At 63.0% G+C, this 16689-nt stretch carries 18 protein-coding genes; 6 read left to right on the forward strand and 12 right to left on the reverse strand.

Annotated features, from left to right (window positions below):
* Positions 1-380 precede the first annotated feature (380 nt).
* The 8 genes from ACEUCR_RS17130 to ACEUCR_RS17165 form a co-directional block, all read right to left on the reverse strand.
* Entirely contained in the window at positions 381-641 is a 261-nt protein-coding gene (locus ACEUCR_RS17130; protein ID WP_408791566.1) for a DUF1488 family protein, read from the reverse strand.
* Positions 638-1459, reverse strand: coding sequence for a shikimate dehydrogenase (aroE, locus tag ACEUCR_RS17135; protein ID WP_408791568.1), 822 nt, complete (start codon positions 1457-1459; stop codon positions 638-640). Before aroE ends, ACEUCR_RS17130 begins: the two co-directional genes overlap by 4 nt.
* A 103-nt stretch (positions 1460-1562) precedes the next feature.
* On the reverse strand, positions 1563-2471 hold the full coding sequence (hemF, locus tag ACEUCR_RS17140) for an oxygen-dependent coproporphyrinogen oxidase (RefSeq protein ID WP_408791570.1): 909 nt from the start codon (positions 2469-2471) through the stop codon (positions 1563-1565).
* 69 nt (positions 2472-2540) lie between these two features.
* Entirely contained in the window at positions 2541-3101 is a 561-nt protein-coding gene (locus ACEUCR_RS17145) for an L-threonylcarbamoyladenylate synthase (RefSeq protein ID WP_041999101.1), read from the reverse strand.
* Positions 3102-3474: 373 nt separating this feature from the next.
* Positions 3475-4032: a DNA topoisomerase family protein gene (locus ACEUCR_RS17150; protein ID WP_408791573.1), complete on the reverse strand. Its 558-nt coding sequence runs from the start codon at positions 4030-4032 to the stop codon at positions 3475-3477.
* A gap of 54 nt (positions 4033-4086) precedes the next feature.
* Positions 4087-4560: a DUF494 family protein gene (locus tag ACEUCR_RS17155; protein ID WP_111874166.1), complete on the reverse strand. Its 474-nt coding sequence runs from the start codon at positions 4558-4560 to the stop codon at positions 4087-4089.
* Positions 4553-5701, reverse strand: coding sequence for a DNA-processing protein DprA (dprA, locus tag ACEUCR_RS17160; protein WP_408791575.1), 1149 nt, complete (start codon positions 5699-5701; stop codon positions 4553-4555). The genes ACEUCR_RS17155 and dprA overlap by 8 nt, the downstream gene beginning before the upstream one ends.
* A gap of 1 nt (position 5702) precedes the next feature.
* Positions 5703-6791 (reverse strand): LysM peptidoglycan-binding domain-containing protein, encoded by a 1089-nt coding sequence (locus tag ACEUCR_RS17165; RefSeq protein WP_408791577.1) that lies wholly within the window; start codon positions 6789-6791, stop codon positions 5703-5705.
* A 109-nt stretch (positions 6792-6900) separates the two neighbouring features.
* Between ACEUCR_RS17165 and def the strand changes: the two genes are divergently transcribed.
* From def to ACEUCR_RS17190, 5 genes are all read left to right on the forward strand, one after another.
* Positions 6901-7413 (forward strand): peptide deformylase, encoded by a 513-nt coding sequence (def, locus tag ACEUCR_RS17170; RefSeq protein ID WP_111874163.1) that lies wholly within the window; start codon positions 6901-6903, stop codon positions 7411-7413.
* 12 nt (positions 7414-7425) lie between these two features.
* Positions 7426-8370 (forward strand): methionyl-tRNA formyltransferase, encoded by a 945-nt coding sequence (fmt, locus tag ACEUCR_RS17175; RefSeq protein WP_408775776.1) that lies wholly within the window; start codon positions 7426-7428, stop codon positions 8368-8370.
* A 60-nt stretch (positions 8371-8430) separates the two neighbouring features.
* Positions 8431-9729 carry a 16S rRNA (cytosine(967)-C(5))-methyltransferase RsmB gene (gene rsmB / locus ACEUCR_RS17180; protein WP_408791579.1) on the forward strand — a complete coding sequence of 433 codons (1299 nt, stop codon included), beginning with the start codon at positions 8431-8433 and terminating at the stop codon, positions 9727-9729.
* Positions 9730-9790: 61 nt separating this feature from the next.
* Positions 9791-11167: a Trk system potassium transporter TrkA gene (gene trkA / locus ACEUCR_RS17185; protein ID WP_041999080.1), complete on the forward strand. Its 1377-nt coding sequence runs from the start codon at positions 9791-9793 to the stop codon at positions 11165-11167.
* A 93-nt stretch (positions 11168-11260) separates the two neighbouring features.
* Positions 11261-12703, forward strand: a complete 1443-nt coding sequence (locus tag ACEUCR_RS17190; RefSeq protein ID WP_041999077.1) for a TrkH family potassium uptake protein — start codon at positions 11261-11263, stop codon at positions 12701-12703.
* Positions 12704-12770: 67 nt separating this feature from the next.
* On the opposite strand, the gene rmuC is transcribed toward ACEUCR_RS17190, so the two are convergent.
* Together rmuC and ACEUCR_RS17200 are read right to left on the reverse strand one after the other, a co-directional pair.
* Positions 12771-14111, reverse strand: coding sequence for a DNA recombination protein RmuC (rmuC, locus tag ACEUCR_RS17195; RefSeq protein WP_408791581.1), 1341 nt, complete (start codon positions 14109-14111; stop codon positions 12771-12773).
* A complete protein-coding gene (locus tag ACEUCR_RS17200; RefSeq protein WP_041999074.1) occupies positions 14108-14323 on the reverse strand; it encodes a hypothetical protein in 216 nt (71 codons plus the stop codon). Before ACEUCR_RS17200 ends, rmuC begins: the two co-directional genes overlap by 4 nt.
* Positions 14324-14459: 136 nt before the next feature.
* Here ACEUCR_RS17200 and ACEUCR_RS17205 point away from each other — a divergent pair, with 136 nt between their 5' ends.
* Positions 14460-14972 (forward strand): 4Fe-4S dicluster domain-containing protein, encoded by a 513-nt coding sequence (locus tag ACEUCR_RS17205; protein ID WP_111874159.1) that lies wholly within the window; start codon positions 14460-14462, stop codon positions 14970-14972.
* Positions 14973-15039: 67 nt separating this feature from the next.
* Here the strand turns inward: ACEUCR_RS17205 and ACEUCR_RS17210 are convergent, their stop codons facing one another.
* Both ACEUCR_RS17210 and ACEUCR_RS17215 read right to left on the reverse strand, forming a co-directional pair.
* The gene (locus tag ACEUCR_RS17210; protein WP_041999068.1) at positions 15040-15492 is read right to left on the reverse strand and encodes an Rrf2 family transcriptional regulator; all 453 of its coding nucleotides are present in this window, start codon (positions 15490-15492) and stop codon (positions 15040-15042) included.
* 274 nt (positions 15493-15766) lie between these two features.
* Positions 15767-16606, reverse strand: coding sequence for a PfkB family carbohydrate kinase (locus ACEUCR_RS17215; protein ID WP_041999065.1), 840 nt, complete (start codon positions 16604-16606; stop codon positions 15767-15769).
* Positions 16607-16689: the final 83 nt, after the last annotated feature.

Raw genomic sequence — 16689 nt, forward strand, 5'->3', positions numbered from 1 at the left:
ATTTTATCAAAGGATAGCGGTTTTTAAAGTCTTTACTCTAAACTGGATCCATAAAAAAACGCCCCGACGATGACTCATCGGGGCTGCTATTCAGCCACATTCAATTACGTGAAATAAAAGGTCTGAAAGATAGAACATCTTACCTCTGTACCCTACGAGAACAACTGTACATCAAACCAACAAAAAAGTGAAAGTAATTTATGTAACAAAGTTTCACTCAAAGATAATGATATTTTTTCTTTTATTTTCATATAGATAAAAAAATCCCCAGTACGAATACCGGGGGTTATAAAGGTGACTAACTAGCACTTCCTCAACTATCTAGTTAGTCAGCCTGATCTTTGGAAAGTTCCAATCCTCAGCAAAAAAACTTTGCCTGCTTAGAGATAGATGGCACCATCTTCTCCAAACTCTTGTTCTTCAATGAGTTTTTCAACCATCTCCTCGATATCGAACCTCAAGCTATCGAAGGCTCGCAGGATATCGTCTTCCCGCACCAGGGAGAGTCCGGCCAACCGCTCCAGACGGTGGCGACTGATATAGCAAGGGATCAGCCCCCCCATCAACTGAGCCGGGAAGTGAACCCGCTGTTGCTCGGCCTGCCATTCGGCCGAGTCCGGGAACTGGATGCTCTGGTTCATGCCACCCCCAGATTGCGTTTCAATTCGCGCAGCACCTGGGTCGTTCCCGGACGAATGCCGCGCCAGATGGTAAATGCCTCGGCAGCCTGCTGCACCAGCATGCCGAGCCCATCCATGATCTTGCGCGCCCCCTGCGCCCGAGCCCAGGCGTTGAACGGCGTCTCTTCGGCGCCATACATCATGTCGTAGACGGCGATATCACTGTGTATGACCGAAGAGGGTATGGGGGGGAGCGAGCCTTGCAGGCTGGCCGAGGTGGAGTTGATCACCAGGTCGAACGGACCGAGGAGATCCTCGTATCGTACGGCCTCGACGGGACCCAAGGAGGCGAATTCCCGGGCCAGCTGGGCCGCCTTGTCATGGGTGCGGTTGGCAATGACCAGGCGACCCGGCCCCTCGGCCAACAGGGGGGCCAGGGCACCACGGGCCGCGCCTCCAGCACCGAGCAGCAGGATCCGGCACCCCGCCAGGCTGACCCCCTGGGAGGTCAGATCGGCCACCAGGCCGGCACCGTCGGTATTGTCCCCCAGCAGGAGGCCGTCATCGGTCAGCTTGATGGTATTGATCGCCCCCGCCAGCCTGGCACGCGGGCTCAGGCTATCGACCAGCGCAAACGCCTGCTCCTTGAACGGGACAGTGATGTTGCAGCCCTTGCCGCCCTCGGCGAAGAAATTGCGCAGCGCCTCGGCAAAGCCATCGGGTGCGGGCTCCGCCAGGGTATATTCCATCAACTGCTGGGTCTGCCGGGCAAAGAGGGTGTGAATAAAGGGGGATTTACTGTGTCGTACCGGATAACCGAATACCGCATACCTGTCCATCGCAAGGGTCCGTCTGGAGGAGAATGATCCGATTTAACGGTTTTTACCCCGGCGGGACAAGTGCCATTCCCATGAAAAAGGGTCGCCTCGGCGACCCTTGTCATCAGAGCCACTGCCGTGGCTTGAGATAATCCTGATAGAGCAGCGCCTCAGCCGACCCCGGCTCGGCATGCCAGTCGTACTCCCAGCGCGCCAGAGGTGGCATGGACATCAGTATGGATTCTGTCCGACCACCGGTCTGCAGGCCAAACAAGGTGCCCCTGTCGTAGACCAGATTGAACTCGACGTAGCGACCGCGGCGATAAAGCTGGAACTGGCGCTCTCTCTCGCCATAGGGGGTATCCTGGCGGCGGACCAGAATGGGCAGGTATGCCGCGAGATAACCTTCCCCCACAGCCCGCATGAAGGCAAATGACTGCTCGAAGGGCCAACGATTGAGATCATCGAAGAAGAGACCGCCAACCCCGCGGGTTTCGTCCCTGTGCTTCAGATAGAAATAACGGTCGCACCAGGCTTTGAATTCGGGATAGATGTCATCGCCAAACGGCTGGCACAGCTCATGAGCCACGCTGTGCCAGTGCCGCACATCCTGCTCGAACGGGTAGAAAGGGGTCAAATCGAAGCCACCACCAAACCACCAGATGGGATCTTCGCCCTCCTTCTCGGCGATGAAGAAGCGCACATTGGCGTGACTGGTCGGCACATAGGGGTTATGAGGATGGATGACCAGCGAGACCCCCATGGCCTCGAAGCGACGTCCGGCCAGCTCGGGTCTGTGGGCGGTGGCCGAGGCGGGCATGGCATCGCCATAGACATGGGAGAAGTTCACCCCCCCCTGCTCGATCACCTTGCCGGCCCGCATCACCCGGGTTCGACCACCGCCGCCGCCCTCCCGCGTCCAGGCATCCTCGACGAAGCGGCCCAGGCCGTCGGCCCGCTCCAGCCCCTGACAGATGGTGTCTTGCAGTGCCAGCAGGAAGATCTTGACTGCGGCCACATCCGGTTTGCTCATTGCTTCTCCAGCCGGCGGGATCTTGGCGCCCCGCCTCATTATTGTCTTGTCAGGGGTCCTGCCGTCACGTCAGGAGGGACGGATCACGGCGCCGCTGCGAGCGTCTTTTATCTCGGACGGATTGCTGAGCCCGCCCACCTCGCCAACCTGTATATGTGCCAACTGCGCGGCCAAGGCCTGGCCAATCTGGGCGACGCTGCGAGCAGGCTCCTCACCGGTGAGATTGGCACTGGTTGACACCAGCGGCTTGCCAAAGGCACGACACAGTGCCTGCACCTGGGGATGGCCACTGACACGCACCGCCAGGGTATCGAAACGGCCGGTCAACCATGCCGGGGTGCTCGCCCGGGCCGGCATGACCCAGGTGAATGGGCCGGGCCAGCTCGCGTCGACCCTGGCCATCTGCTCGCTGTTCAGTTGGCTCAAGTCGATGTAATGCTCCAACTGGCTCACGTCGGCGGCAATCAGGATCAATCCCTTCTCCACCGGCCGCTGCTTGATGGCGAGCAGGCGCTGCACCGCGGCCTGGTTATCGGGATCACAACCAAGACCAAAGACGGCCTCGGTGGCATAAGCAATGACACCGCCCGCCCGCAGAGCGGCGACGGCTTGTTCAAATTCGTTCGACATACGCATTCTGTATCAGGGCAAACGCGCCAGCTCGAGCTGTCGCGTCTGGCTCACGTCAATGATAGGCCTCAAGGGCGGCAGCATTCGCCATGGCCCCTTCGGCGTTCTTCCCTCGCCGGTGCACATGCACCAGGGTGTGGCAGCACAGAGGATTCTCTTGCCATCACAGCCGCCGATGCCAAGCCGCGAGGCGGTATTCGAAGGCCTGCGTCCTTGCCTGCCTGACCGCCAGGATCTTGCTGCCCGAAATCGACGCTATCACGGAAAGAGCGGCACACATCCCGGCGATACAGGCTTGCGCAATACAAGCCCGTTTTTGCGCCAAAGTTGAGCCAAATGGCGACACCGATTGACCCATCCGGCGGCGGCGCGATTATACCTGCTCGTCTTGGTGGCCGCATTTCTTTTGCGGGCAGCACCATTTCAGCGTCCCCCGGACTCGCTTCTCCACCATGATGCCCCAACCACACTTGGCACAGGGCATGGCCACAGGCTTGTCGTTGACCACATATTTGCAGTGAGGGTAGTCATCGCAGCTATAGAAGCACTTGCCAAAACGGGAGGTTCGGCTGACCAGATGGCCCTTGCCGCAGGCGGGACAGGGTATCTGGGTATCGTCTCTCTCCTGCAGGGAAGCCATGTGCTGACAGGCGGGGTACTGGGTGCAGCCGACGAAGAGTCCGTAGCGCCCTTTCTTGATGGCCAGCGGCTGGCCGCATGACGGACAGACTGAACCCTCCATCACCTTTTCGATGTCGCGGCCGGAGGGCGTCAGCGAGCGGATATAGTCACAGGCAGGATAGCTGGCACAACCGAGGAAGGGGCCATGCTTGCCCTGACGGATCACCAGCTCGGAGCCGCATTGGGGACAAGGCTCTCGCTCGAGCGCATGCTCGTGGGCGGAAAACAGGTGATTGTCGATCTTGGACATGGGCCGCGCCTCGAATTCAGAAGATCCAAATTCTACCAGCGCGGCACCGGGCTGTCAGTGCAGTATGCCGTCCGACTCGTCGAACACCAGCTCTTCCATCTGGTGGTAGGCGTTCTCGCTGCCGGGCACGTTGAACAACACCATCATCACGACCCATTTCAGGTCATCGAGTTCGATGTCGGGCTTGTCGAGTTCGAGCAGCCGCTCGATACAGATTTCGCGGGTCTCGGCGTTGAGAACCTGAGCCTGTTCCAGGAACAGCAGGAAGCCGCGACACTCGGTGCTTAGCCGTGCCAACTCTTGCGGCGCATAGACCCGCATCGAGCCCTGGGCGCTGGCAGTGACATAGACTTCCCGTTCACTGTCATGCAGGTTGGCCAGCCGTTCCAGCCAGTTGAGGGCCTTGTTGATCTCGTCCTGGTCGAAACCGGCACGGGTCAACTCGTCGGTGAGTTCATCTTGCTGGACCGTTACATCGGCATCACTGTGGATGTAGGTCTCGAAAAGGTACATCAATACATCAAACATGATTCGCCCTCCTCGTTCTGACGTATCCACCGGCTACCGCTATCACAGCGCCCGCCAGCTCAAGCTCGACTAACCTGCCCAAAACCACCTCGACAGGGAGCTCGGCCCGCTCGGCAACGGTATCCACGCTCGTGGTCTCATAACCTACGTTATCCAACAAATCGGCATAAGGCAATGCACTATTAGTACCGGTAATGGCTGCCATCTCGTCGACTTCAGCCCCCGAGACGGCCCGGATCTGTGCCCAATTGAGCTCGACCAACACATCGTCTGGCTCCATCACCAACTTGGCCCCTTGCTGGATCAGTCGGTTGCAACCGAGGGCTTGTCCATTCTGGGGAGCCCCCGGCACGGCAAACACCTCGCGCCCCTGCTCCAGCGCATAGCGGGCCGTGATGAGGGAGCCGCTCTGCTCGGCCGCCTCCACCACCAGGGTTCCGAGGGAGAGACCGCTGATGATGCGATTGCGGCGGGGAAAGTGCTCCGCCAACGGCCCCTTGTTCGGAGCCAGCTCTGAGACAATGAGGCCGCCACTGGCCACTATCTGATCGGCAAGACCCTGATGCCGCCTGGGGTAGACGCTATCCAGCCCGGAGCCAAGCACGGCGAGGGTTATTCCCCCGGCGGCAAGCGCCTGCTGATGGCAGATGCCATCGATACCGAGCGCCAGTCCAGAGGTGATGGCCAGTCCGCGCTCGGCCAGTGCTCGGCTGAGGCGAGTGGCATTGTCCCGACCGGCATAACTGGGATGACGGCTGCCCACCATGGCCAGTTGGACAGCGCTCAGTGCATCGAGATCGCCGCGGCAGTAGAGCAGCAGAGGGGCGGCCGGAATTTCACGCAGCAGGGGGGGATATTCGGGGCTGTCGCGGCAGATAAGGCGGTTGTCTGGACGCTCGGCCCACTCCAGCGCCTGCACCACACCGACCTCCGGATGGCGCAATGCCTGAATCTGCGCCCAGCTGAGACCAATTTCATGGAGCTTGCTGTCGTCCCAAAGGAAAAGGGTGTCGATGGCGCTTGGCGCCCCGCTGCCAGAGTCTGACACGGCCGCCAGCAGGCGAGTCGCGGTCACCGGGCCTATCCCGGGGACGGCCTCCAGGGTCAGCCAGGCGGTCAGTCTCTCCTGGGTGGATCCCATCTCAGAAATGACTGACCTTGTAACCCGTGCTGACCATGTCCTGGCTCTGCAAGATCATGCCGTAGCTCAGCTTGTCATAAACCTTGAACAACATGATGCGGGCGATAGACTCATCCGGAAGTGGTGTACGCCCCGCCGAGTGAAATCCCTTGTCATAGAGGGAAGAGAGTTCCCGATAGGAGACCTTGCCATACTTGTCCGTCAGGCGCACCCCGGGCCGCAGCACATCCAGCACATCTCCGGGCGCCATCTGCTCCCTGGCCCCCTTGTTGATCAAGACGATATCGAACTTGCCCCCACCCCGAGCCTTGCTTGGCAGCTCGACCACATAGCCAGGGGTGGTCACGGGCGCCGCACGAGGGACAAACAGGGCTGACAGCATCTCCTGCGCCGGCAGGGGCATCAATCTGTCCCCCTGATAGACCTCGCGCTGGCTGCGGGTGAGGAGAATGCGGCTGCGATCCTTTGGCAGCGACGCCTGGGCGCGGGCCGTGCCCACGAAGATGGCCTCCTGGCCCAGCAGTTCGCGGGTCTGCTTGTCCCGGTAGACTGTGCCCGGCCGATAGATGCCATAATCCTGCCCCGGGATCAGTGCCCCCTGCACATAGAGGGTGGCCCCCTCCAACATGCCGATGTGACCCGCATTTTCACCCAGGATATAGGGCAGGCCCTGGCTCTCCTGTTGCGTCGTGAAGATGTGATCCGTCTGCATGAAGGGACCTATCTCGCTCAGGGGCAGGGTGGGGATCGGATTGGCCTTGCTCTCGTAGTGATTCTTGGGGGAGAGCCGGAGCACCCGCTTGCCCCCCTGCACCATCTTGCCGAGGCGGGGCTCGCCATTGACCCAGCTCAGTTGCAGCACATCCCCCGGGTATATCCAGTGCGGATTGGCGATCTGCGGATTGATGTTCCAGAGCCTGGGCCATAGCCAGGGTTGCTCCAGATACTTGCCGGAGATGTCCCAGAGGGTATCCCCCTTCCGGACCTGATATTGGCTGGGATAGTCGCTCTTGAGGGTCAGCGCCTGGGCCAGCACGCCCTGGCTCGTCAGGGCGAACAGGCAGGCTAACGTCGTTTGCTTCAGATACATAACGCTCCCTGTTATTTTCTGCACGCAAAGTGTTGCTGTTTTTTGTCGGCGTAAATGACTAGAATTACGTCAATATTGACTGCATTGATACGAAGCTAAAGACAAGACTATGGCCATTCTAGATGTATTGCGTTTCCCCGATGAACGTCTGCGCACCGTCGCAGCCCCTGTCGAGACCATTACACCCGAGTTACAACAGATTGTAGATGATATGTTCGACACCATGTATGCGGAGGAAGGCATAGGCCTGGCCGCGACCCAGGTCGACATCCATCAGCGCATCATAGTTATCGACGTCTCGGACGATCGGGAAGATCCCCTGGTGCTGATCAACCCGGAAGTCATTGCCCAATCCGGCAGCACCGGCATCGAAGAGGGCTGCCTCTCTGTCCCCGGCAGCCGTGCCCTGGTGCCCCGCGCCGAGTGGATCAAGATCCGCGCCCTGGATCGCAACGGCCAGCCGTTCGAGCTGGAAGCGGACGATCTGCTGGCCATCTGCATCCAACATGAAATGGATCACCTGGTGGGCAAGCTGTTTGTGGATTACTTGTCCCCGCTCAAGCGCCAGCGCATCCGTCAGAAGCTGGAAAAAATGGCGCGCGAAGACCGTAAAGCCGGTTAAGGACCTGCCCCCTTGAAGAAATTGAAACTGATTTTTGCCGGTACACCCGACTTCGCCGCCCGTCATCTGGCGGCGTTGTTGTCTTCCGGCCATGAGGTTGTCGCCGTCTATACCCAACCCGACAAGCCTGCCGGTCGTGGTCAGAAGCTGAGCGCCAGCCCGGTCAAGGAGCTGGCCCTGGCCCACGACCTGCCCGTCCATCAACCCGCTTCCCTGCGCAATGAAGCGGCCCAGGCCGAGCTCAACGCCCTGGGGGCCGATCTCATGGTGGTGGTCGCCTATGGCCTGATCCTGCCCAAAGCGGTGCTCGACACCCCGCCCCTTGGCTGCATCAACGTCCACGGCTCCCTGCTGCCCCGCTGGCGCGGCGCGGCCCCGATCCAGCGGGCCATCTGGGCAGGCGATGGCGAAACCGGCGTCACCATCATGCAGATGGACGTCGGCCTCGACACGGGCGCCATGATCCGCAAGGCCCATTGCCCCATCGCCGCCGACGAGACCTCCGCCAGCCTGTATGACAAGCTGGCCGAGCTGGGCCCCCAGGCATTGGTCGACACCGTCAACGCCATGGCGGCCGGTGACACCACCGCCGAGCCCCAGGACGATGCCCTGGCCAACTACGCCGAGAAGCTCTCCAAGGAGGAGGCGCGCATCGACTGGTCGATGGACGCAGCCGCCATCGAGCGCTGCGTTCGTGCCTTCAATCCCTGGCCCATCAGCTGGTTCGAGGTCGCGGGACAGACCATCAAGCTGTGGCAGGCGCAAGTCATCGACAGCGACCATGGCCAGAGCGCCGGCACTCTGCTCAAGGCCGACAGGCAAGGGATAGAGGTGGCCACCGGCAAGGGGGTGTTGCGCCTGCTGACCCTGCAACCCCCCGGCAAGAAGGCCATGGCGGCGCTGGACCTGCTCAACTCTCGCCGCGACTGGTTTGTACCCGGCACCCAACTGAATTGAGCTGGATTGAATCGAAACAAGCGGGGCCAGGGCCCCGACTTGCGCATCTAAGGTAAGACTATGAAAACACGTGCACAGGCCGCTCTCGTCATCCAGCAGGTGCTGGATCAGGGGCTCTCCCTTTCCGCCGTTCTGCCTGCTGCCCAGGAGAAGGTGGCGCCTCGCGATCGCCCCCTCCTGCAAGAACTCTGCTATGGCACCCTGCGCTGGATGCCGCGCCTGGACGCCGCCGTGGGCGAGATGATGGACAAGCCGCTCAAGAACAAGAGCCGCATCTTCCACTATCTGATCCTGGTCGGCCTCTACCAGCTCATCTACACCCGCATTCCGGCCCACGCTGCCGTGGCCGAGACCGTCAACGCGGTCAAGCTGCTCAAGGGCAGCTCGCTGCGCGGCCTGATCAACGGGGTGCTGCGCAACTTCCAGCGTAGCGCCGAGGTGATACTGGCCCGCATCGACCGAGTGCCCAGCACCCGTCTCGGTCACCCGGAGTGGCTCACCAAGCGCCTGCGCCAGGCCTATCCCGACGATTGGGAATTCATCATGGAGGCCAACAACCAGCGCCCCCCCATGTGGATCCGCAACAACGGCCAGCGCCAGAGCCGCGAGCAGATGCTGGCCCGCATGGCCGAGGCCGGCATCCATGCCGCCGCCGGTGAAGAAGGGGCTGACTGCATCCTGCTCGAGCGCCCCTGCGACGTGACCAAGCTGCCCGGCTTCGAGACCGGCGACTGCTCGGTGCAGGATGGTGCCGCCCAGCTGGCCGCCCAGCTGCTCGACCCCCAGCCGGGGGAGTGGATACTGGACGCCTGCGCCGCCCCGGGCGGCAAGACGGCGCACCTGCTCGAGCGCCAGCCCGATCTGGCCGGCGTGGTGGCCGTCGATGCCGACCAGCAGCGCCTCACCCGGGTGCAGGAGAACCTGGATCGCATCGGCCTCAAGGCCAGGCTCATCCATGGGGATGCCAGCGCCCCCGAGCAGTGGTGGCCAGAAGGGCAGTTCGATCGCATCCTGCTCGATGCCCCCTGCTCCGCCACTGGCGTCATCCGCCGTCACCCCGACATCAAGTGGCTGCGCCGGGATCAGGACATTCGCGAGCTGGCCGAGTTGCAGGGCCGTATCCTGGCCGCGCTCTGGCCCCGGCTCAAGGCCGGTGGCACCCTGCTCTACGCCACCTGCTCCGTGCTGCCCGAGGAGAACCGCGACCAGGTGCGCGCCTTCCTGGCGGCAACCCCGGACGCCCGCCTGATCCCGCTGCACCCGCAGGATACCCCGGCCTGTCCGGGCCGCCAGTTCCTCCCTGGCGAGGCGAGCATGGATGGCTTCTACTACGCCAAGCTGGTAAAAGTTCAGCCATGACGGGCATCATTGGCCAGGCCGATGGCCTCCTCTTCTCTCTGCATGTGAGCAAGCGTTCCCTATGAAAATCATCATCTTGGGAGCCGGCCAGGTGGGCGGCACCCTGGCCGAGAACCTGGCCGGGGAAAACAACGACATCACCCTGGTCGACACCGACAGCGACCGCCTGCGGGAGTTGCAGGACAAGTTCGATCTGCGGGTGGTCAATGGTCACGGCGCCCACCCCAAGGTGCTGCGCGAAGCGGGGGCCCAGGATGCGGACATGCTGGTGGCCGTCACCAACAGCGACGAAACCAACATGATCGCCTGCCAGATCGCCTACTCCCTGTTCAACACCCCGAACAAGGTGGCGCGCATTCGCTCCCCCGCCTATCTGATGGAGCGGGATCGCCTGTTCCTGCCGGAATCCGTGCCGGTGGATCACCTGATCGCCCCCGAGCAGCTGGTGACCGACTATGTGCGCCGCCTCATCGAGTATCCCGGCGCCCTGCAGGTGGTGGACTTCGCCGGTGGCAAGGTGGGTCTGGTGGCGGTCAAGGCCTACTACGGCGGCCCCCTGGTGGGCAACGCCCTCTCCAGCCTGCGCGAGCACATGCCCAACATCGAGACCCGGGTGGCCGCCATCTTCCGCCAGGGCCGTTCCATCCGCCCCCAGGGCACCACCATCATAGAGGCCGATGACGAGGTGTTCTTCGTCGCCGCCGCCGGTCATATCCGCGCCGTGATGTCGGAACTGCAACGGCTCGAGAGCCCCTATCGCCGCATCATGATCGTCGGCGGCGGCAACATAGGCGCCGGCCTCGCCCGCCAGCTGGAGAAGCGTTACAGCGTCAAGCTGATCGAGCGCAACCAGAAGCGGGCGGAGCAGCTCTCCGAGCTGCTGGAGAACACCATCGTCTTCTGCGGCGATGCCGCGGATCAGGAGCTGCTGGCCGAGGAGCACATCGACCAGATCGACGTCTTCATCTCGGTCACCAACGAGGACGAGGCCAACATCATGTCGGCCCTGCTCGCCAAGAAGATGGGCGCCAAGAAGACCATGGTGCTGATCCAGCGCGGCGCCTACGTGGATCTGGTGCAGGGCGGTTCCATCGATATCGCCATCTCGCCCCAGCAGGCCACCATCTCGGCCCTGTTGACTCATGTGCGCCGGGCCGACATCGCCAACGTCTACAGCCTGCGCCGCGGGGCGGCCGAGGCCATCGAGGCCATCGCCCATGGTGACGAGAACACCTCCAAGGTGGTGGGCAAGACGGTGGGCGAGCTCAAGCTGCCGCCCGGTACCACCATAGGCGCCATCGTTCGCGGTGAAGAGGTACTGATCGCCCACGATCGCACCGAGATCCAGCAAGATGACCACGTGGTCATGTTTCTGGTGGACAAGAAATACATACAGGAAGTGGAACGGCTGTTCCAGCCAAGTCCCTTCTTCCTGTAGCGCCACCATGCGGACTCATCGGACTGACAAGCCAGGGAACGCCGCCAGCAGTGGCATTTCCTGCTTCTCTCATCAACAACCAGGCCGTGCATCATGATCAAGCTGCGTCCCATCGTGTTCACCCTGGGGCTGGTGCTCTCCAAGCTCGCCCTCTTCATGTGGCTGCCCACCCTGCTTGCCCTGCTGACCGGCTCGGAAGGCTTCGTCGAATTTCTGCAATCCGTGGTCATCACCCACCTCGCCGCCTTCTGGTGCCTGCACTATGGCCGCAAGGCGGAATTCCGGCTCGGGGTACGGGAGATGTTCCTGCTCACCACCTCCGTCTGGGGCGTGGCCTGCCTGTTTGGCGCCCTCCCCTTCGTCTTCATCAACCACATCGGCTTCGCCGACGCCTACTTCGAGACCATGTCGGGGGTCACCACCACGGGCTCCACCGTGCTGTCCGGGCTCGACGGCATGGCCCACAGCATACTGCTGTGGCGCTCCATCCTGCAGTGGCTGGGGGGGGTGGGTTTCATCGTGATGGCGGTGGCCGTGCTGCCCTACCTCAACGTGGGGGGGATGAAGCTGTTCCAGACCGAGAGTTCGGATTGGTCCGACAAGAGTGCCCCCCGCGCCAAGACGGTGGCCAAGAACATAGTGCAGGTCTATCTGGTGCTCTCCATGCTCTGCTTCCTCGCCTACTGGGCGAGCGGCATGACCAGCTTTGAGGCGGTCAACCATGCCATGACCACCCTGAGCACCGGGGGCTACTCCACCTCGGATCAGTCCATGTCCCACTTCTCCAATTCCGCCCACTGGATTGGCACCCTCTTCATGTTCCTCGGCGGCCTGCCTTTCCTGCTCTATGTGCAGAGCCTCTCCCGGCGCGACACCAGCCTGCTGCGTGACGCCCAAGTGCGCGGCTTCTTCTGGCTGGTGGTCTGGGTCACCCTCATCATGACGCTCTACCTCTGGCATCGTGGCACCTTCGACTTCATGGATGCCTTGCGCATCAGCAGTTTCAACATCGTCTCCGTGCTCACCACCACGGGCTACGGCCTCGGCGATTTCGGCACCTGGGGCTCCCTCACCAGCCTGCTGTTCATCTTCATCATGCTGCTCGGGGCCTGCTCCGGTTCCACCTCGGGGGGGCTGAAGATCTTCCGGGTCCAGGTGGCCTTCGCCCTGTTCAAGAAACAGATGCGCCAGCTGATGCACCCCTCCGCCGTCTTTCCGCAGAAGTACAACGGCCGCCCGGTCAACGACGCCATCATCCGCTCCATGATCTCCTTCGTGCTGGCCTATTTCGCCATCATACTGCTCATCGCCGCCCTGCTGGCGGTGATAGGGCTGGATCCCCTGAGCGCCATCTCGGGGGCCATCACGGCGGTGGCCAACGTGGGGCCCGGCATGGGCCCCCTGATAGGGCCGAGCAGCAACTTCGCCGCCCTGCCGGACGTCGCCAAGTGGCTGCTCTCCTTCGGCATGTTGCTGGGGCGGCTCGAGATCCTGACGGTGGCGGTGATCTTCTTCCCCTCCTTCTGGAAGCAGTGACGCCAGTCGCAACAACAAGGGCAGCCCGCGGGCTGCCCTTGTTGTCTGTTCATCCCCCGCATCCGCCTCAGTCGCCGGACTCCTCCCGCTCCAGGGCGCGATTGACCAGGGACTCGGGCAGGGTCTTGGTCACCTCCACCCCCAGCTCGCGAAACCGCTCGGCCTGGGCGATCAGGTTGCCGCGGCCGCTGGCCAGGCGCCCCATGGCCTTGTCGTAGCTCTCCTGGGCCTTGTGCAGGCTGCCACCCAGCTGCTGCATCTCCTCCACGAACAGCCGCAGCTTCTCGTAGAGGCGCCCGGCCCGCTCGGCGATCTGCCGTGCGTTCTGGTTCTGGCGCTCGTAGCGCCACAGGTTCTCTATGGTGCGCAGCGCCACCATCAGGTTGGTGGGGCTGACCAGCAATATGTTGTGCTCCAGGCCGAAGCGCACCAGGGAAGGGTCCGCTTCCAGCGCCGCCAGGAAGGCGGGCTCCACCGCCACGAACATCAGCACATAATCCAGGGTGCGCACCCCGGGCAGCTGCTGGTAGTCCTTGCGGCCCAGCTCGCGGATATGGTTGCGCACCGAGGCGACGTGCTCCTTGAGCGCCACCGCCCGCGCCAGCTCGTCATCGCTGTTGTACCAGCGCTCGTAGGCGGTCAGCGACACCTTGGCGTCTATGATGATGTCCTTGCCCTGGGGCAGATGGACGATGACATCGGGCTGATAACGCTTGCCCTTGTCGGTTTCCAGGCTGACCTGGGTCTCGTATTCGTGCCCCTCCCGCAGGCCGCACTCCCCCAGGATGCGGGCCAGCACCACCTCGCCCCAGTTGCCCTGCTGCTTGCTGTCCCCCTTGAGGGCGCGGGTCAGGGCCGCCGCCTCTTCGGTCATGCGGGCATTGAGCTCGGCGAGGCGCTCCAGCTCGAACTTGAGGCTGTGGCGCTGGGCCGTCTCCTGGGCATGGGTCTCTCCCACCTGACGGCGAAACCCCTCCAGCTGCTCCTTGAGCGGGCCGAGCAGATTGTCCAGGCTGTGCTGGTTCAGTTCGCGAAAGTGACCCGAGTTCTGTTCGAATATGCGATTGGCGAGGTTCTCGAACTGCTGGCCGAGGCGCGCTTCCGCCTGCTGCTGCAGTTGTAGCTTCTCGGCGCTGGCGAGACGCTCGCTGCGCAGGGTCGCCTCGGCGTCCTTGAGACGGGCGGTGAGCTTGATGATGAAGTGTTGCTGCTGCTCCAGCTTCTCCTGATCCCGCAGCTGCTGATCCTGCAGCTCGGCGAGGCGCTCCTGCCAGGTCTCGGCCCGCTCCCGGCTCAAGGCCAGCTCCTGGGCCAGGGCCTGGGCCCCCTGTCGCCCCCACAGCCAGCCGAGCCCCACGGCCAGCAACCCGGCGCCGCAGAGCCAGAGCCAGGTCAGCGATGCCATCATCGCCGGCCCCGCTGGCGCAGGAACAGCAGCAGATAGCGATTGATCAGCAGCCAGAGCACCACGTAGAGCAGATAGGACGACAGCACCACCCACTTGTGACCATTGACGCCGGTATCCAGCTCATCGAAACCGATCCCCTTGAATCGGCAATAGCCCCACATCAGCAGGGGGAAGACATAGAGCAGGGAGGCCCGCCACAGAAATAACCACATAGAGTCAGCCCAGCAAAAAAGACCCGCCTAGCTTACACAAGGGGACCTGGCCTTGCGATCCTGCCGTGCGGGTTCCGCTGGCCTGTGCGGCATTATGGCCATAGAATTACCCCCTATTGGGTATCAGGAGGCCAGCATGGCCCATGCACTCTGTCGACGGCTGACGCGGCTCTGGGCCCGCCGTCGGCCCCGGACCATCGACTGCCGCGAGGCCCGCCCCCCCTGGGCCATCGAGGAGTCCCAGTTTCTCGCCCTCTGCCAGCGTTGCGATCGCTGCCGACAGGCCTGCCCACGGGGGCTCATCAAGGGGGCTGGCGGCGCCGAGTACCTGGGCAGCCCGGTGGCCGGCACTCCGGTACTGGATCTCGCCTGTGGCCAGTGCAGCTACTGTGGCAGCTGCGCCAGGGCCTGTCCGAGCGGCGCCCTCGACCTGCGCTACGGCCGTCAGGTGCAGACCCGGGTCAGGATAGAGGCGAGCTGCCAGGCCCGTCAGGGCTTCTACTGCCTGCTGTGCGAGGATGCCTGTCCCCGCCAGGCGATCAAGGCGGCCCCTGACGGGGTCACGGTCAACATGGTCGCCTGCGATGGCTGCGGTGCCTGCGGCCTCGCCTGCGTCTATGGTGCCATCAGCCTGGTACGCCAGCCCTGATCACATCGGGGCCAGATAGCAGAAGGGGCCCGCAGGCCCCTTCTCCACCACGCAGCGGCGGTCCGTCTCAGCCCGCCACCAGCAGCTGATCCTGCTCCAGCCCCAGCAGGTGACAGAGGCGGGTCGGATCGCTCACCACATCGGCCAGGGTGTATTCCCCCAGCACCTCGAGGAAGGCGTTCATCGCCTTGCGCAATATGCCCTGGATGCGGCAGCCACCGGCCAGGCGGCAGTTGTCCGTCTTGCAGTAGGCGGGGCAGAGGATGTTCTCCATGTCCATCACCACATCCCGCAGATTGATGGAGACGGCGGCGCGGCCGAGACGAATGCCGCCATGCTTGCCGCGCACCGTCTCTATGTATCCCTTGATGCCGAGCTGATGCACTATCTTGACCACGTGATTGCGGGAGATGGCGAAGGTGTCGGCCACCTCTGTGATGGTCGACAGCCGATCCACCGGCTGCAAGGCCAGGAAGGTCAGGGTGCGCAGGGCATAGTCGGTAAAACGGGTCAGTTGCATGCTGGTTCTGCCTCTCACTACAGCCGGGGATCGGACAAAGAGACCGGAGGAAGACGGCGGTCGGGACCGGGCTCCCTGAGGTTGAGGCTTCAAGGTTAAGAGCAGCCGCAGCGGGTGTCGATGAAGATGCACATAAATCGACACTTTCTTTGATTGATCGCAAACTTGCCGACTTGTGCCATCGTTTGCCCCGCTTTCAGCAGCAATCGGCGCAAGGAGGCGCGAGGATAAAGGGGAGAGAAACGCCCGGGATCCCGCATCCGGCGACGCAGCCTCAGTGGCCCTGGGCCAGCCAGCTCTTCAAGGCCTGGGAAGGAATCGAGCTCTGGCTGGCGACCGCGAAGGCGCCCCAGTCCACCGCGCATTGCAGCGCATCCGCCATGGCCATGCCCCGGGCCAGGCCATGGATCAGCCCGGCGGCGAAGGCATCCCCGGCGCCGGTGGTATCCACCACGGAGACGGGACGGGCCGCCACCCGGATCCGCTCCTCGCCATGGATGGCCACCGCCCCCTCCTTGCCCTCCGTCAGCACCAGCCACTGCAACTTGTCCCCGGCCAGGGTCAGGGCATGGGCCCAGGGGTCGGTCATCTCCCCCAGATCGGAGCGCGACGCCACCAGCAGGTGGCAGGGCCTGGGATGCTTGCCCCCCTTGGGATATTGGGCCACCACCAGGCACTGCTCCAGCATGGAGGCCATGTACTGGGCCACCGCGCCCCCCGGGTAGTTCACATAGAGACAATCCACCCCGCTCTGGGGCAGCTGGCCCGGCAGATCCGGGCGGCGGGGCTGGCGCAGTATGGTGCGCTCCCCGGTGGCATCCACCAGGATGAGCAGCTCGCCGGTCTCGCCGCCAAACCGCTCCACATGCTGACAATCCAGGCCGTGGCTGCGGGCCTCGGCCAGCAGCCAGTCGCCGGTCTCGTCCAGGCCGATGCGCGAGGCGATGGCGACCCGGTGCCCGGCCCATACCAGCCCTATGCCGGTATTGGCGGCGCCGCCCCCCAGCCGTCGGCCCTGGTCCACGTAGTGCAGGCGGGCCCCGGCCACCAGGGGTTCGGAGAGGGAGAGCACGTGGTCACAGTTGAGATTGGCGAGCAGCAGGATGCGGGACATGGGGAAACCTCCGGGAGAGCGAAGGCTCATTATAAAGAGAAAGGGCCATGACGGCCCTCCCGGGGATGGCGGGGTTTGTGAAC

It is taken from the genome of Aeromonas bivalvium (assembly GCF_046078285.1).
GTDB classification, from domain to species: Bacteria; Pseudomonadota; Gammaproteobacteria; order Enterobacterales; family Aeromonadaceae; genus Aeromonas; species Aeromonas bivalvium.

What these genes read in the sequence shown, in the direction of transcription:
- rsmB (WP_408791579.1), top strand. Translation starts at nt 8,431, where the DNA reads ATGAAAACACGTGCACAGGCCGCTCTCGTCATCCAGCAGGTGCTGGAT.
- ACEUCR_RS17130 (WP_408791566.1), bottom strand. Translation starts at nt 641, where the DNA reads ATGAACCAGAGCATCCAGTTCCCGGACTCGGCCGAATGGCAGGCCGAG.
- ACEUCR_RS17190 (WP_041999077.1), top strand. Translation starts at nt 11,261, where the DNA reads ATGATCAAGCTGCGTCCCATCGTGTTCACCCTGGGGCTGGTGCTCTCC.
- ACEUCR_RS17205 (WP_111874159.1), top strand. Translation starts at nt 14,460, where the DNA reads ATGGCCCATGCACTCTGTCGACGGCTGACGCGGCTCTGGGCCCGCCGT.
- ACEUCR_RS17200 (WP_041999074.1), bottom strand. Translation starts at nt 14,323, where the DNA reads ATGTGGTTATTTCTGTGGCGGGCCTCCCTGCTCTATGTCTTCCCCCTG.
- dprA (WP_408791575.1), bottom strand. Translation starts at nt 5,701, where the DNA reads ATGGGATCCACCCAGGAGAGACTGACCGCCTGGCTGACCCTGGAGGCC.
- ACEUCR_RS17145 (WP_041999101.1), bottom strand. Translation starts at nt 3,101, where the DNA reads ATGTCGAACGAATTTGAACAAGCCGTCGCCGCTCTGCGGGCGGGCGGT.
- ACEUCR_RS17155 (WP_111874166.1), bottom strand. Translation starts at nt 4,560, where the DNA reads ATGTTTGATGTATTGATGTACCTTTTCGAGACCTACATCCACAGTGAT.
- hemF (WP_408791570.1), bottom strand. Translation starts at nt 2,471, where the DNA reads ATGAGCAAACCGGATGTGGCCGCAGTCAAGATCTTCCTGCTGGCACTG.
- aroE (WP_408791568.1), bottom strand. Translation starts at nt 1,459, where the DNA reads ATGGACAGGTATGCGGTATTCGGTTATCCGGTACGACACAGTAAATCC.
- rmuC (WP_408791581.1), bottom strand. Translation starts at nt 14,111, where the DNA reads ATGATGGCATCGCTGACCTGGCTCTGGCTCTGCGGCGCCGGGTTGCTG.
- ACEUCR_RS17215 (WP_041999065.1), bottom strand. Translation starts at nt 16,606, where the DNA reads ATGTCCCGCATCCTGCTGCTCGCCAATCTCAACTGTGACCACGTGCTC.
- def (WP_111874163.1), top strand. Translation starts at nt 6,901, where the DNA reads ATGGCCATTCTAGATGTATTGCGTTTCCCCGATGAACGTCTGCGCACC.
- ACEUCR_RS17165 (WP_408791577.1), bottom strand. Translation starts at nt 6,791, where the DNA reads ATGTATCTGAAGCAAACGACGTTAGCCTGCCTGTTCGCCCTGACGAGC.
- trkA (WP_041999080.1), top strand. Translation starts at nt 9,791, where the DNA reads ATGAAAATCATCATCTTGGGAGCCGGCCAGGTGGGCGGCACCCTGGCC.
- ACEUCR_RS17150 (WP_408791573.1), bottom strand. Translation starts at nt 4,032, where the DNA reads ATGTCCAAGATCGACAATCACCTGTTTTCCGCCCACGAGCATGCGCTC.
- ACEUCR_RS17210 (WP_041999068.1), bottom strand. Translation starts at nt 15,492, where the DNA reads ATGCAACTGACCCGTTTTACCGACTATGCCCTGCGCACCCTGACCTTC.